A 13,608-nucleotide genomic window follows, 5' to 3' on the forward strand; every position below is an offset into this window, starting at 1 on the left:
ATGAACCGCCTGGCGCTGGCGCGCGACATATCCGGATTGGCTTCGATCCCCGGCATCGAGACATCGGTGAACGGCATTGCCGCCGTCTGCGATCCGCTCGGCGCCCTCTATCTGCCGGATGCCGGTCTGCTCGTCGTCTCCGACCTGCATCTGGAAAAGGGTGCCGCCTTCGCCCGCCGCGGCATGATGCTGCCGCCCTATGATACGCTGGCGACGCTGACCGTGCTGGCCGCTGTCATCTCGCGTTACGATCCGAAGCTCGTCGTCTCGCTCGGCGACAATTTCCACGACCGCATCGGCTCCAAATACCTGCCGGAGAATTTTCGGGCGCTGATCGTCGCCATGGCGCGCGGCCGCGAATGGATCTGGGTCAACGGCAATCACGATCCCGACGGCGTCGTCGATCTGCCCGGCGCCTCCGTCGACGAAATGCACTATGCCGGTCTGACCTTCCGCCACGAGCCGAGGAACGGCCTGCAGAGCGGCGAAATCGCCGGCCACCTGCACCCGTCGGCAACGGTGCGCCGCCGCGACAGATCCATCCGCCGCCCCTGTTTCGCCACCGACGGCGCCCGCCTGCTGATGCCGGCCTTCGGCGTCATGAGCGGCGGGTTGGATCTCGGCCATCAGGCGATGAAAGGCCTGTTCGACAAGGCATCGCTGGTGGCGCATCTGCTGGGGCGCGATCGGATTTATTCGGTCAGGTACGGGAATTTGCGGGGATAGGACCTGTTATCCCTGATGGGGCTTGCTTGGCACACCCTTAAATCAATCACACCCCTGCAACTGCTGCTGATACGTCCCGGCCATCCGCGCGAACTTCTGCGCGGTCTGCTGCAATTGCCCGTTCGAGCGCCAGTCGCCACGTTTGTATCCCGTCGGACCGGAATAATAGGCAAGATAGAGATTATAGGCATCGTTCAGGGGAATGCCGGTCTCGGCGCTGTTCTGGGCGTGGTACCAGCCGATGAAATCGATCGCGTCGGCGAAGTTCGCCCGCCGTGCCGTCCAGTTTCCCGTCTGCGACTGATAATGGTCCCATGTCCCATCGAGCGCCTGCGAATAGCCATAGGCGGTCGACGGCCTCGTCCAGGGAATGAAGCCGAACAGCTTGGTGCGCGGCGGCCGCGCATAGGGCTGGAAGCCGGATTCGGTATACATCGTCGCCATCAGGATCGGCACCGGCACGCCGTATTTCTTCTCCGTCCGCTCGGCCGCACTCTGCCAGCTGGAGAAGAGCCCGTCGCGCTGATCGAAGACGGCACAGATATTCCGCGTCTGCTTCGGCGCCGTCGCGCAGCCGGCAAGCAGCGCGAGACCCACCGCGGTCAGAATGACACGAGTACGCATGACAAAACCTCTCGTTTCCGAGAGATTACTAACTCGTAAATGTTAAGGACCGGTTTTTAGTCGAATACGAAGTTTTCTGGAAAGGCAGGGCTAACCAATCAATCCTTGCGGAAGATCAGGCTGGCGCCCCAGCCGGTGATGAGGGCGAGCAGCACGGACGCGCAGCCGTAGAGGATCGGCTGACCATGGGCGGCGTCGGTGATCATCTGTTCGATGCCGGTTTTAATGACGCGCAGCGGCAGCGATTCCTCGGTCACCAGATTGCCGCTCTTGAAGAGATAGGCGCGCACGGTATGGACGCCGTTCGGAATGTTTGCCGGCAGGCGCAGGCTCGCCTTGAAGAGGTTCGAGGAAACGAAGCGCACGCCGCTCGGGTTGCGGTCGTAGAAGCCGCCGCCCTGCTGCAGCCGCCGGAAGGCATCGCGGAATTCGCCGAGATTGCTGCCGTCGCCGACGAAGCCGACCGGCGTCAGCGGAATGTGATCGATGCCGATCCCCTGATCGGTCAGTTCGAGCGGCGTCGTCAGGTCGTCGATCATCCGCGAACTCGACATCGAATAGGAGTGCGGCACGGATTCGAAGGTCATCGAGCGGGTATTCACCCAGATGCCGAAGACGCGCTCCTTCTTGCGCACGGTCGCATCCTGGCGCGGGCCCTCCAGCACCACGACCACGTCATACTGGCCGATGGCGAGCAGCAGCTGGTCGGTATTCGACAGCGCCCCGAAGATGGTTAGATCGGCGCCGTGGAAATCCGAGGTGATGGCGATTTCGCTGGTCGAGGTGCCGATCTCCAGCCCTTCACGGACCGCTTCGGCTGACTGCCCCGGCAGCCATTGCGCCCCGGCAACAGCCGGCAGCAGGCAAAGCAATGTCATGACGGCGACAAGCAGGCGCATCATTTGCCGGCCCCCATCACCACCGAATAGACGTCGGCCGGCGTCACCACCAGGGCGATCGCCAGACGCAGGCCGACGGCGAGCACCAGCAGGCCGAGCAGGGCGCGCAGCTGTTCGCCGCGCAGTTTCTGGCCGACGCGCACGCCGTATTGCGCGCCGATGACACCCGCCACCATCAGGATGAAGGCGAGCACGATGTCGACGGAAAAGTTCGTCGCCGCCTGCACGATCGTCGTATAGGCGGTGACGAAGATGATCTGGAACAGCGAGGTGCCGACGACGACATTGGTCGGGATGCGTAAGAGATAGATCATCGCCGGCACCATGATGAAGCCGCCGCCGACACCCATGATCGAGGTGAGGATGCCGATCGCAAAACCGAGCGCGACGATCGGGATAACGCTGAGAAAGATCTTCGATTTCTTGAAGCGCACCTTCAGCGGCAGTCTGTGCACCCAGTGCTGGTGGCCGGGCTTGCGCGGCGCCGGCGGCTCGTTGCGTGCGGCGCGGCGCATGGCATTGATGCTTTCGAGCAGCATCAGCCCGCCGACGGTGCCGAGGAAGATGACATACATCAGCGAGATGATCAGATCGAGCTGGCCGACGGCGCGCAGCAGCGAGAAGATCCAGATGCCGACCGTGGCGCCGGTGAGGCCGCCGATCAACAGCACCGTGCCGAGCTTGACGTCAAGTGTGCCGCGCCGGAAATGGGTGATCGCCCCCGAGATCGACGACGCCACGACCTGGTTGGCGCCGGTGGCGACGGCAACGACCGGGGGAATATTGTAGAAGATCAGCAGCGGCGTGATCAGAAAACCGCCGCCGACGCCGAACATTCCAGACAGGAATCCGACGGCCGCTCCCATGCCGAGAATGATGAAAATGTTCACCGACAATTCTGCGATGGGCAGATAGATTGTCACAGCCGACCCCGAATGATGACCGCCCCTGCCGGGCGGTTTCTGTCACGTCCCCGTTTCGAATGCGCACCATACTGTGAAATCGTTGCCAGAGGCTTTCGATCGGCCCCGATTGGCGATGGAGATCGATGGCAGAAGATTCGCCGGATGCGCGGATGGATATGTCCCGCATAATCCGGCTTTTTTCAGATTGCATGACGGGTGGGAGCAAAAAGTGGAGAAAGCCTTGCGGCATAGTGCCGCCAGGCTCGGATCGCGGACAAAGTCCGCCCGAATCTTGGGGTTCGTACGCGACGGTTGCCCCCGGGGGCAAGGGGCGTGCCTCGCGAGATGCCAGTGAGGGAGGGAGAGGTCACGGCATATCCCTTCTCCCCGCGTGCGGGAGACGGCGCCGGTCCCACACTCTCTTCCCTCATTCCTGTGCTCGTCACAGGAATCCAGCCACGGCGCGTCCGCGCCGTGAATGAATCAATATCCTAACGGGAAAAGTCTTTCGCGCCCAAGGACTTGGGCGCACTGGATTCCTGTGACGAGCACAGGAATGAGGGAGATTGTAGTAGCCGTTTCACCCAACTTTCTGCCAACGCGGATAAAGCCCATCCGCCAAAAGGGCACCGACCCGTCCTTCGGATACCGAGAGAAGAATAGGGAAACCAGACGCCGCAGCGCCCCTCAGATCGCCTTGGCTGTCTGCTTGTTGCGTTCGAGCAGCGCCTTGACGGTCGCGTCGGTCACTTTGCCGTCCGGCTCCTGGCCGATCGACTTCTGGAAGGTCTTGATCGCGGTCACCGTCTTCGCACCCATTTCGCCATCCGGCGTGCCGGCGTCGAAGCCGTTATTGTTGAGGATCGCCTGGATGTTGCGGATCGCCTTCTTCATGTCGACGCTTGCCGTCTTCAGGCCGGTTCCCGCCCATTCGTCGGGAATGTCGATGGCATTGGTGCGGTGGTCGAGCGGCTCCGGCTTCCAGAGATCGGCCTTGGCGCGGGCGCGTTCGAGCTGGTCGGGCTTCATGGCATTGGCCACTTCGTCGCGCTTCTGCGCCGCATCCTTGTCGCCGGCCTTGGCGGCGATCGCAAACCATTTGTAGGATTCTTCGAGATCGGCCGGAACGCCGTTGCCCCTCGCGCAGAGGATCGCCAGGTTGAACTGGCTGTCGGTGATGCCGAGGTTGGCGGCCTTGGTGAACCACGAGGCGGCCGTCGCATAATCCTGCTGGCCGAGCGCGCCGGAGGCGTAGAGCACGGCGAGATTGTGCATGGCGCTGGCATTGCCCTGGTTTGCCGCCTGCTCATAGAAGCCCTTGGCCTTGGCGATGTCGCGTTCGACGCCGTTGCCCTTCTCGTACATGCTGCCGAGCCGGTATTGCGCCGGCGCAAAGCCCTTATCGGCCGAAAGCTGGTACCAGCCTGCGGCCTGCTTCTGATCGACGGTAATGCCGTTGCGGCCGTCCGAATAGCGCGCACCGATCTCGAACAGCGCCAGCGCATCGCCGCCCTGTGCCGCATCGGCAAGCGATTTCGGCTGGATCGTGTCGGGAATGGTGATGGTGGCCTGCGGCGCGCTTGCCGCCGGCGTATTGGCAACGAAGCCCGATGTCTCCTGCGGTGCGCCGGGGGTAAGCGTCGCAGCCCCCTCGCCGTCGAGCGGCGTCGCGTCGGTCAGATGATCGCCGGCAACCGGCGGGGCTGCCTCAGGCTGCGCCTGTTCGCCGGCGGGTGGCGTCGCCGCCGCTGCGGGAGCGGCCGTTTCTGCCGCATTGCTGTCCGGCTGGGCGGATGTCGCTTCAGGCAAGGCCGGCTGCGGGTTCTCAGTCGCGCCGGTCAGGGCCGAAACTTCGGCCGGCGGCTGCGGCGCGCGCTCGCCGCTCGTCAGCGTCCGGGCGAGCGGAAAGGCCATGATCGCGAGCAGCACGGCGCCGACCGCCAGCAGAATCGGCCGCCGGTAGCGCGAAAAGGCGCTGGTCTTGCCTGTCTTATCCGTCTTGTCGGAAATCTTGCCGGCCTTGTCGGCAGCCTTCTTCTCGGCCTTCCCGCCCTGCTTCGGATTGGCGTCCACCTCCATCGCGGCCGCCTGCGCCGCACGGCGGGCGGCGGCGATATAATCGGCGCGATCGGTTTCGGCGGCAGGTTTGCCGCGTGCCGCGCTCTGGCTGGCGCGGACGCGCTCGAGGATCTTCTTGACGTCGGGTGCGCCCGAGCCCGGCTCGAGCAGTTCGTTTGATGCATCCGTCGGCACCACATCGGTGGGGTCGATCGACGGCGCGGGGTCGATCATCGGGCGTTCGGCTGCCCGGTTCTCGGCCTTCTTGCCGGGCCGCAGCCGCTTGCCGAGACTGGCGAGCAGGCCGGCCTTTACCGGCGCCTGCGCCAGTGCCTGTATTGGAGCGGCAGCCTCCGGCGTCCTGGTCGCGGCTTCGATGGCGATCGCGCTCGTTCCGCTCATGGCGGTGGCTTGCGCCGGGGCGGCAGGTTCGGCGGCGACCTCGGCGGTGCGGATGACAGGAGAGGCCTTCGCTGTCATGGCGGCGGCCGGCGCGCTGTTCATCTCGGCCTCGGCCACCATCAGCGCATAGGGGTCGACATCGAAATCGACCTCGGCCACCGGCATCTGGGCACTCATCCGCCCGCCGCGCTCTTCCATGCCGTCGAGGCGGTCGGCGATATGCACCAGCGTCTCGTGCAGCGCCTTGAAGGTCTTATGGGTGCGTTCCTCGCTGTCGCGGCTGATATCCTCAAGGTGACGCAGATCCTCGGCCAGCGCCGTCAGCGCCGACATGTCGGCAGCGGGCACGCCGCCCTGCGCGGCGCCGTTGCGCGAATAGGCCTCGACGACGGCCTCAGCCGCCTGGCGGGCGGCCTCGATGATATATTCGTCGCTGGTCGCCATATAATCTTCGATCGCGCCCATGCGCCGGTCGAGATCGGCGGGGATCGCAGCGCTTTCGCGCGGCTCGCTCATCAGTGCCGAAAGATTGGCGATCTGGTCTTCGAGGTTTTTCAGCGCGTGCGGATCGGTCGGTGCCGCCGCCGTGCTCTCTTCCAGCCGGGCGGCGATGTCGCTCAGCCGGCCTTCGAGACGCCGGAAGGCGCCGTCGTCGACTGCCGCGACAGGCGCCGGCTGCTGATAGGCCATCTCGTCGATGCGCCGGGCGAGATGGTCGAGCCGTTGCGCCAGCACGTCGTTGACGGCGCCGTTCTCGAGCGCATCGATCTTGCGGGAAATGTCGGAAAGCGGTCCGGTGAGGTCGGGCTGCGGCGCAGCCTTCTGCGTGTGCTCCAGCAGATAGGACAGATGTTCCAGCCGTTCGTCGAGCCGCGACGTCGCTTCCGCCTTCGTCAGCTCCTCGACGCGAGATGTCAGCGCCTCCAGCCGCATCGCCAGCTCGTCATCAGGGTTCACGCGGTTGGCCGCATCGTGGCTCATCAGGTCGATCTGATCGGCCAGCGCCGAAAGCCGGCCTTCCAGCCGCTGCATCAGCGCCGGATCGTTGGTGGCGGCCGCGCGTCCGCTGGCGGCGATTGCCCGGCTGATCTCGTCGAGCCGCATGTCCATGGCGGCGAACTGTTCCGACATCACCCGGTCGTGCGGCTGGATCATGTTGCCGAACTGCTCCATCGCCGTGGCGATGGCAATGAGCTTGTCCTCAAGCGCCCTGACCGCCGGGCTCTCGCCCATGCCGCCGATATGACGCTTGATGTCGTCGAGCCGGTAGGCGAGCGAAACCAGCTCTTCCTGCAGCCCCTCGGTATCGAGTGCGGCAAGCCGGCTTTCGAAGCCGTCCCAGCGGTTTTCCATATGGCGCAGCGAATCCTCGCGCGCCAGCCCGTCCATCAGCGAGCGCAGCTCCTCGAAATCCTCGCGCAGGCCTGCAGCTTCAGGTCCGGCGGCGCGGCCGGTCAGCTGGGTGATGCTCTGGGCAAGGCGGCCCATATCGGCGCGCATATCGTCGGCGAAACGGCCGTCTCCGGCATTGGTCTTGATCTCGCGCAGTTCGGCGCGCAGCGCGTTCATCTCGCGGGTGACGCCTTCGGAAATGTCGCGCTTCAGGTCCTGGCGCAGGTTGACCAGCGCCTGGGCGATCTCCGTCATCGTGTCGTCGCCGGCGCGGAAGGCTGCTGCCGGCTGCGGTGCGGCGGCGCGCGGTGCGGGGTCGCGCAATTGCGGGGCCGGTTCGCGTGTGTAGGGCCGCTCGCGGCCGGCTTCGAGGGCGCGCTGGCGCTGGCGGATTTCGGCGAGCGGATCCGGTCGCTGTTCGAGCGGCGCCCTTGCCGGGCGCTGAGCATTGGAGCCGGCATAGGGATCGCGCTCGGCCGTTGCCGTGCGCGGCCGCTGTTCGCGCCCGCTGCCCATCAGCCCTTCGATGCGCGCCTCCAGCCCTTCGATCGTGCGGTTCAGCGCATCGAGCGAAGTCCTGTCGGACTGCCGGGAAGGATTTGATCGCGATCCGTTCATCTTCTTGCTCGCTTCGACTGCTCGACCTCTCGTCAGAGCTCGATCCGTGGCTTTTCCGTCTGTGGCCAGCGTCTTCACGCCGACCGGAGCATCCTTCATCAGAAGTTAGTCAATTAGACTTTCCTCAAGCTGAACGATGTAGCGGCATCCCTGAGAAACGCGAGACTGGGAAAAGGAATGCGGATTGCTACTGCTCAATCCGCACCTTTCACGAAACGTGGTAAACAAGCCGTTAATATCGATGGGAATTTTTTAACGTTTATGTTGCAAACGCCGTTTTTGCTGGCAATTTCCGGCCAATTCATCGGATCAACGAACGCCGGTGCGTTCAGTCCGGCCGCTTATACTGCAGTTCGATCTTCACGCCTTCGGGGCCGTAAACGAAGACCTGGCCGAGATCGGTGTCGGGGATATCGTAATATTCGTAGCGATAGCCGCTCGCCTTGATGCGCTCCAGCGCCGGGGCGAATTCATAAAGGCTGAAGGCGACGTGGTTGAAGATGCCGGGCGGGAAATCGCTGCCGCGCGATCTCAGGCTGAGATGGATGACCGGGCGGTCGTCCAGATAGAGCCAGTGGCCGGGCGAGGGGAAGGGCGGCCGATAGCCTTCCTCGACGCCGAGCACGGTCTTGAAGAAGCCGATCATGCGAGGCGCATCGCGTGTTTCGATCGTGACGTGGTCCAGGCGCGGCATCGGGTTCCTCCCAGCAAGCTCTTTCCACGAAACATAGTCTGTTCGCCGCCGCCGCAAAAGCGGCCTCTTCGACGCAGACGGCAGCTCAGAAATTCTCCGTCCAGGGCCGGACTTCGACCTCCAGCGACCACGCGCTGCGGTGCTGCCGAAGCACGTCGATATAGGTCTGGGCGATCGCCTCCGGCGAGAGCGTGCCATCCGGCTTCTCCGCCCGGTCCGGCCGCATCTGCGAACGCACCGCGCCGTCGATGACGAAATGCGCGACATGGATGCCGATCGGCCCGAGTTCACGGGCCGCACTCTGGGCAAGGCCGCGCAGCGCAAACTTGCCCATCGCGAATGGGGCCGATTGCGCATAGCCCTTCACGCTGGCCGAAGCGCCGGTGAACAGGATGGCGCCACGGCCGCGCGGGATCATCCGCCGCGCCGCCTGTTGCGCTACCAGAAAACCGCCGAAGGCCGTGGTCGCCATCGCCTTTTCGACATCGGCGGGGTCGAGTTCGGCGAGCGGCCCGCGCAGACGGGCGCCGGCATTGAAGATCACCACGTCAGGCCCGCCGATCGCGGCGTTGGCCGCTTCGAACAGCGCCGCGACGCTTGCGGGTTGCGAGACGTCGGCGGCAAAGGCGCTGGCGCCGGTCTGCTCGATCAGCGTCTGGAGCTTTTCGACATTGCGGGCGGCAAGCCCGACCTTGACGTCGAGCGCCGACAATTGCCGGGTGAGCGACGCGCTGATGCCGGAGCCCGCGCCGACGATGAGGGCGCTCTCATAGGGAAAGTCGGTCATGATATCCTCCTCGATGGATCGTTCCGATGACGTAGGAAGTCCGAGCGGCCTGCGCTACTGCCCGCGCGAATTTCCGTGCGGCTCTCCCGCATCGATCGAGTAGGCACTGATGCGCGAGAGGTGAATGAAGGAAAGGCCGGTCTCCTCGGCCCAATCGTTGAAGGCCTGCTGGATCAGCGGCTGGTCCTTCTTCGCCGTGCCGGAGGCAGACAGCGGCACACCCGCCGATCTCAGGCAGGCGAGCACATCCATCGTGGCGACGAAGCTGTCGCGGCCGATGCCGCGCAGGAAATATTGCCCGGTCATGCCCCCGAGCCGGCTGCCGCGTTTGCTCAGCAGGTCGAGAAGGCCGATCTGGTCCTCACGCGGCCAATCGGCGAAAAAGGCGCCGGCGCTGCCGTGTTCCCTCGCCAGTTCCCGGATGAAACCGGCATTGGCGCGCACCGACATGATCTTCGCGCCGTTGCGGATGATCCGTTCGTCCGAGGTCAGCTCATGCCAATAATCGTCAGGCGCGATATTGAGCATGGCCGGATCGAAACCGGAAAACGCCGCTTCGAAACCCGGCCACTTCGCATCGATCACCTTCTGGACGAAGCCGCTGTAGAAGATACGCCGGGTCATATCGGCGAGGATGCGGTCATCGGGCATGGCGCGCAGCGCCTCGTGATCTGGCCGATGCTTGTCGAGCATTGCCAGCAGCGCCGCCGCGCCGCCCTTCCGCTGCTCCGCACGCTGCCTTATCGCCTCGAAACTGATCATCTCAAGCCATCCTGAATTGCGGATTGAAAGACACTTCTGCTTATACGCTGTCCCACGATGGACAAGGAAGGGGAGATGACGTCTCGTCAGCCCCTTCGGCAGCCGCAGATTGGCACTCGCAATTTTTTTCGCGAAAGGCGGCAAAGCTGTCGATTTTGACGTTTACGCAAACGTCAATATTTTGTAAGACGGTTTCCCAAGGCCGGCGCGACCCGGCAGTCGAATGGGAGGAATTTGAGAGATGCCAGTCTACAAGGCCCCGGTGAACGATACCCTCTTCGTCCTGAACGACGTGCTGGGCCTCGAGCGCTATAACAACCTGCCGGGTTTTGCCGATGCGACGCCAGACATGATCGAGGCGATCCTCGGCGAGGCTGGAAAGGTCGCCGAAGAAGTTCTCTTTCCCGTGAATTATTCCGGCGATCAGGAAGGCTGCAGGCGCCACGACGATGCCAGCGTCTCGACGCCGACGGGCTTCAAGGATGCTTACAAGGCCTATCGCGATGGCGGCTGGATCGGCCTTGCGGTGCCGGAGGAATTCGGCGGGCAGGGACTTCCCTATACGCTGCATACCGCCGTCGGCGAATACACGTCCGCCGCCAATATGTCGCTGATGATGTATCCCGGCCTGACGCAGGGTGCGATCGCCGCGATCCTCGTCCACGGCTCGGCCGAGCAGAAGGCCACCTATCTGCCGAAGATGGTCGACGGCGCCTGGACCGGCACCATGAACCTCACCGAGCCCCATTGCGGCACCGATCTCGGCATGCTGCGCACCAAGGCGGTGCCGCAGGCCGACGGCAGCTATAAGATCTCCGGCCAGAAGATCTTCATCTCCGCCGGCGAGCATGATCTCGCCGACAATATCGTCCATCTGGTGCTTGCCCGCATCGAGGGCGCGCCCGAGGGCACCAAGGGCATCTCGCTCTTCATCGTTCCGAAATTCCTGGTCGGCACGGACGGCGCGCTCGGCGCTCGCAATGCGGTCACCTGCGGCGCGATCGAGCACAAGATGGGCATCCACGCCAACGCCACCTGCGTCATGAATTACGACGAGGCGACCGGTTTCCTGATCGGCGCCGAAAACCGCGGCCTCAACGCCATGTTCGTAATGATGAACGAGGCCCGCCTGATGGTCGGCCTGCAGGGCATCGCCATTTCCGAGATCGCCTATCAGAACGCCGCCGCCTACGCCCGCGATCGCATTCAGGGCCGCTCGCTGTCCGGCCCCAAGGCACCGGATAAGAAGGCCGATCCGATCATCGTCCATCCCGATATCCGCCGCACGCTGATGACCATCCGCGCCTTCAACGAGGCCGGCCGCGCCTTCCTGCTGTGGACTGCGCTCAAATCCGATATCGCCCACCGCGCCACCGACGACAAGGAGCGCCAGACGGCCGACGATATTCTCGGCCTCGTCACCCCGATCCTCAAGGGCGTGATGACCGACAAGGGCTTCGATCACGCCGTCATGGCCCAGCAGGTCTTCGGCGGCCACGGCTACATCGAAGAACACGGCATGAGCCAGTACGTGCGCGATGCCCGCATCGCCATGATCTATGAAGGTGCCAACGGCATTCAGGCGCTCGATCTCGTCGGTCGCAAGCTCGCCTTGAACGGCGGCCGCGCCGCCATGGCCCTCTTCAAGGAGATCGGCGATTTCTGCGAGGAGAACCGCGGCGACGAAAAGCTCTCCTTCTTCACCAAGCACCTGAAGAAGGGCTTGAACGACGTCCAGGCCGCGACCATGTGGTTCATGCAGAACGCCATGGCCAAGCCCGACAATGCCGGCGCCGGCTCGACCGATTACATGCACCTCTTCGGCCTTGTCGTTCTCGGCTATATGTGGGCAAAGATGGCGAAAGCCGCCGAGGACGGCCTTGCTTCAGGCGATGGAAGCCGCGAGGATTTCCTGAGGAACAAGCTGGTGACCGCCCGTTTCTTCATGGAGCGCATCATGCCGGAAACCGCCCTTCGCAAGGCCCGCATCGAAGCCGGCGCCGACACGATGATGGAACTGGCCGCCGAAGCGTTTTGAGCTAACGGACTCCCTCCCCCTTGTGGGGAGGGTTGGGGAGGGGTCTTCTCTCCTCTTTCCAAGATTCGAGGCAAGATAGATTGCCGCCAGGGAGACGAGACAATGACCGAGGTTTTCATTTACGATCACGTCCGCACGCCGCGCGGCCGCGGCAAGAAGGACGGCGCCCTGCATGAGGTGCCTTCCGTCCGCCTGGCCGCCAAGATGCTGGAAGCGATCCGCGACCGCAACGGGCTCGACACCACGATGGTCGACGACATTATCATGGGCTGCGTCGATCCGGTCATGGATGCCGGCGCCGTCATCCCCAAGGCCGCCGCCTTCGAAGCCGGTTACTCCACCCGGGCGCCGGGCATGCAGATTTCCCGCTTCTGCGCCTCCGGCCTCGATGCCGTCAATTTCGGCGCCGGCAAGATCGCGCAAGGGGCTGACGACATCGTCATCGCGGGCGGGGTGGAAAGCATGTCCCGCGTTGGTCTCGGCATGTCCGGCGGCGCCTGGTTCATGGACCCTTCGGTGAATTTCCCGGCCTATTTCATGCCGCAGGGCGTCTCGGCCGATCTCATCGCCACGAAATACGGTTTCACCAGAACCGATGTCGACGCCTACGCCGTCGAGAGCCAGAAGCGCGCCGGACATGCCTGGGCGCAGGGCTGGTTCGACAAGTCGGTCGTCCCGGTCAAGGACCAGAACGGCCTGACGATCCTGGATAAGGACGAGCATATGCGCCCCGGCACCGACATGCAGGCGCTCGCCTCCCTCAATCCCTCCTTCCAGATGCCCGGCGAGATGGGCGGCTTCGAAGCCGTCGGTATCCAGGCGCATCCCGAAATCGAGCGCATCAACTATGTCCACCATGCCGGCAATTCCTCCGGCATCGTCGATGGCGCCGGCGTCGTCCTGCTCGGCTCGAAGGCCGGCGGCGAGAGCATGGGGCTGAAGCCGCGCGCTCGCATCAAGGCCTTCGCCAATATCGGCTCCGATCCGGCCCTGATGCTGACCGGGCCTGTCGATGTCACCGAGAAGCTGTTGAAGCGGACCGGCATGCGCCTTGCCGATATCGACCTCTTCGAGCTGAATGAGGCCTTCGCCGCCGTGGTGCTGCGCTACATGCAGGCCTTCGACATCGACCACGACAGGATCAACGTCAACGGCGGCGCCATCGCCATGGGCCATCCGCTCGGCGCCACCGGCGCGATGATCCTCGGCACGGTGCTCGACGAGCTCGAACGCCGCGACCTCAACACCGCGCTGGTGACGCTCTGCATCGGCGCCGGCATGGGCACCGCGACGGTTATCGAAAGGGTCTGACGATGAGCTTCAACACCGGCACGATCGAAACCGAATATGCCGAGGTTACCGAGCATTGGTCGCCCCGCGTCATCGCCGATCTCAACGGCCAGAGCGTCAAGCTCGCCAAGGTGCGGGGCCAGCTCGCCTGGCATTCCCACCGCGACGAGGACGAGCTTTTTCTCATCTGGAAGGGCGCGCTGACCATCGAATATCGCGACCGCCCGCATGTGCACCTGAACGCTGGCGATTTTCATGTCGTGCCGAAGGGCGTCGAGCATAATCCGGTGGCGGAGGAGGAATGCTGGATCGTGCTTTTCGAGCCGTCGCAGACCAAGCATACCGGCGACGTCGTCACCGAAAAGACGAAGACAGTCGACGCGCAGCGCAGCCATTTGCCGGCCTGATCGGGG

General features: G+C 64.1%; 11 protein-coding genes. 4 read left to right on the top strand and 7 right to left on the bottom strand.

What is annotated here, in order from left to right:
- On the top strand, positions 1-726 hold the full coding sequence (gene pdeM / locus BBJ66_RS02905; protein WP_071084999.1) for a ligase-associated DNA damage response endonuclease PdeM: 726 nt from the start codon (positions 1-3) through the stop codon (positions 724-726).
- Between the two features lie 42 nt (positions 727-768).
- Here the strand turns inward: pdeM and BBJ66_RS02910 are convergent, their stop codons facing one another.
- The 7 genes from BBJ66_RS02910 to BBJ66_RS02940 form a co-directional block, all read right to left on the bottom strand.
- On the bottom strand, positions 769-1,350 hold the full coding sequence (locus BBJ66_RS02910) for a transglycosylase SLT domain-containing protein (RefSeq protein ID WP_049732334.1): 582 nt from the start codon (positions 1,348-1,350) through the stop codon (positions 769-771).
- Positions 1,351-1,448: 98 nt separating this feature from the next.
- Entirely contained in the window at positions 1,449-2,249 is an 801-nt protein-coding gene (locus BBJ66_RS02915) for a TIGR02186 family protein (protein WP_049732335.1), read from the bottom strand.
- Positions 2,249-3,172: a sulfite exporter TauE/SafE family protein gene (locus BBJ66_RS02920; protein WP_071084849.1), complete on the bottom strand. Its 924-nt coding sequence runs from the start codon at positions 3,170-3,172 to the stop codon at positions 2,249-2,251. The genes BBJ66_RS02915 and BBJ66_RS02920 overlap by 1 nt, the downstream gene beginning before the upstream one ends.
- Before the next feature lie 669 nt (positions 3,173-3,841).
- Positions 3,842-7,624 (bottom strand): peptidoglycan-binding protein, encoded by a 3,783-nt coding sequence (locus BBJ66_RS02925; RefSeq protein ID WP_071085001.1) that lies wholly within the window; start codon positions 7,622-7,624, stop codon positions 3,842-3,844.
- A gap of 328 nt (positions 7,625-7,952) precedes the next feature.
- Positions 7,953-8,318, bottom strand: coding sequence for a VOC family protein (locus BBJ66_RS02930; RefSeq protein ID WP_071084851.1), 366 nt, complete (start codon positions 8,316-8,318; stop codon positions 7,953-7,955).
- Positions 8,319-8,403: 85 nt separating this feature from the next.
- The gene (locus BBJ66_RS02935; protein ID WP_071084853.1) at positions 8,404-9,105 is read right to left on the bottom strand and encodes an SDR family NAD(P)-dependent oxidoreductase; all 702 of its coding nucleotides are present in this window, start codon (positions 9,103-9,105) and stop codon (positions 8,404-8,406) included.
- 54 nt (positions 9,106-9,159) lie between these two features.
- Complete coding sequence (locus tag BBJ66_RS02940; RefSeq protein ID WP_049732339.1) at positions 9,160-9,867, bottom strand: DNA-3-methyladenine glycosylase I; 708 nt, start codon at positions 9,865-9,867, stop codon at positions 9,160-9,162.
- Between the two features lie 241 nt (positions 9,868-10,108).
- Between BBJ66_RS02940 and BBJ66_RS02945 the strand changes: the two genes are divergently transcribed.
- The 3 genes from BBJ66_RS02945 to BBJ66_RS02955 all read left to right on the top strand — a co-directional run bounded on the left by BBJ66_RS02945 (position 10,109) and on the right by BBJ66_RS02955 (position 13,602).
- Positions 10,109-11,905: an acyl-CoA dehydrogenase C-terminal domain-containing protein gene (locus BBJ66_RS02945; RefSeq protein WP_071084855.1), complete on the top strand. Its 1,797-nt coding sequence runs from the start codon at positions 10,109-10,111 to the stop codon at positions 11,903-11,905.
- Positions 11,906-12,007: 102 nt separating this feature from the next.
- Positions 12,008-13,216 carry an acetyl-CoA C-acetyltransferase gene (locus tag BBJ66_RS02950; RefSeq protein ID WP_071084857.1) on the top strand — a complete coding sequence of 403 codons (1,209 nt, stop codon included), beginning with the start codon at positions 12,008-12,010 and terminating at the stop codon, positions 13,214-13,216.
- 2 nt (positions 13,217-13,218) lie between these two features.
- A complete protein-coding gene (locus tag BBJ66_RS02955; protein WP_049732342.1) occupies positions 13,219-13,602 on the top strand; it encodes a cupin domain-containing protein in 384 nt (127 codons plus the stop codon).
- Positions 13,603-13,608 lie beyond the last annotated feature (6 nt).

This window comes from Rhizobium sp. RSm-3 (genome assembly GCF_001854685.1).
Taxonomy (GTDB): domain Bacteria; phylum Pseudomonadota; class Alphaproteobacteria; order Rhizobiales; family Rhizobiaceae; genus Rhizobium; species Rhizobium ecuadorense.

Bases quoted from the DNA above. Each gene is read 5' to 3' on its own strand.
- pdeM (WP_071084999.1), top strand. From the start codon at position 1: ATGAACCGCCTGGCGCTGGCGCGCGACATATCCGGATTGGCTTCGATC.
- BBJ66_RS02910 (WP_049732334.1), bottom strand. From the start codon at position 1,350: ATGCGTACTCGTGTCATTCTGACCGCGGTGGGTCTCGCGCTGCTTGCC.
- BBJ66_RS02915 (WP_049732335.1), bottom strand. From the start codon at position 2,249: ATGCGCCTGCTTGTCGCCGTCATGACATTGCTTTGCCTGCTGCCGGCT.
- BBJ66_RS02925 (WP_071085001.1), bottom strand. From the start codon at position 7,624: ATGAACGGATCGCGATCAAATCCTTCCCGGCAGTCCGACAGGACTTCG.
- BBJ66_RS02930 (WP_071084851.1), bottom strand. From the start codon at position 8,318: ATGCCGCGCCTGGACCACGTCACGATCGAAACACGCGATGCGCCTCGC.
- BBJ66_RS02935 (WP_071084853.1), bottom strand. From the start codon at position 9,105: ATGACCGACTTTCCCTATGAGAGCGCCCTCATCGTCGGCGCGGGCTCC.
- BBJ66_RS02940 (WP_049732339.1), bottom strand. From the start codon at position 9,867: ATGATCAGTTTCGAGGCGATAAGGCAGCGTGCGGAGCAGCGGAAGGGC.
- BBJ66_RS02945 (WP_071084855.1), top strand. From the start codon at position 10,109: ATGCCAGTCTACAAGGCCCCGGTGAACGATACCCTCTTCGTCCTGAAC.
- BBJ66_RS02950 (WP_071084857.1), top strand. From the start codon at position 12,008: ATGACCGAGGTTTTCATTTACGATCACGTCCGCACGCCGCGCGGCCGC.
- BBJ66_RS02955 (WP_049732342.1), top strand. From the start codon at position 13,219: ATGAGCTTCAACACCGGCACGATCGAAACCGAATATGCCGAGGTTACC.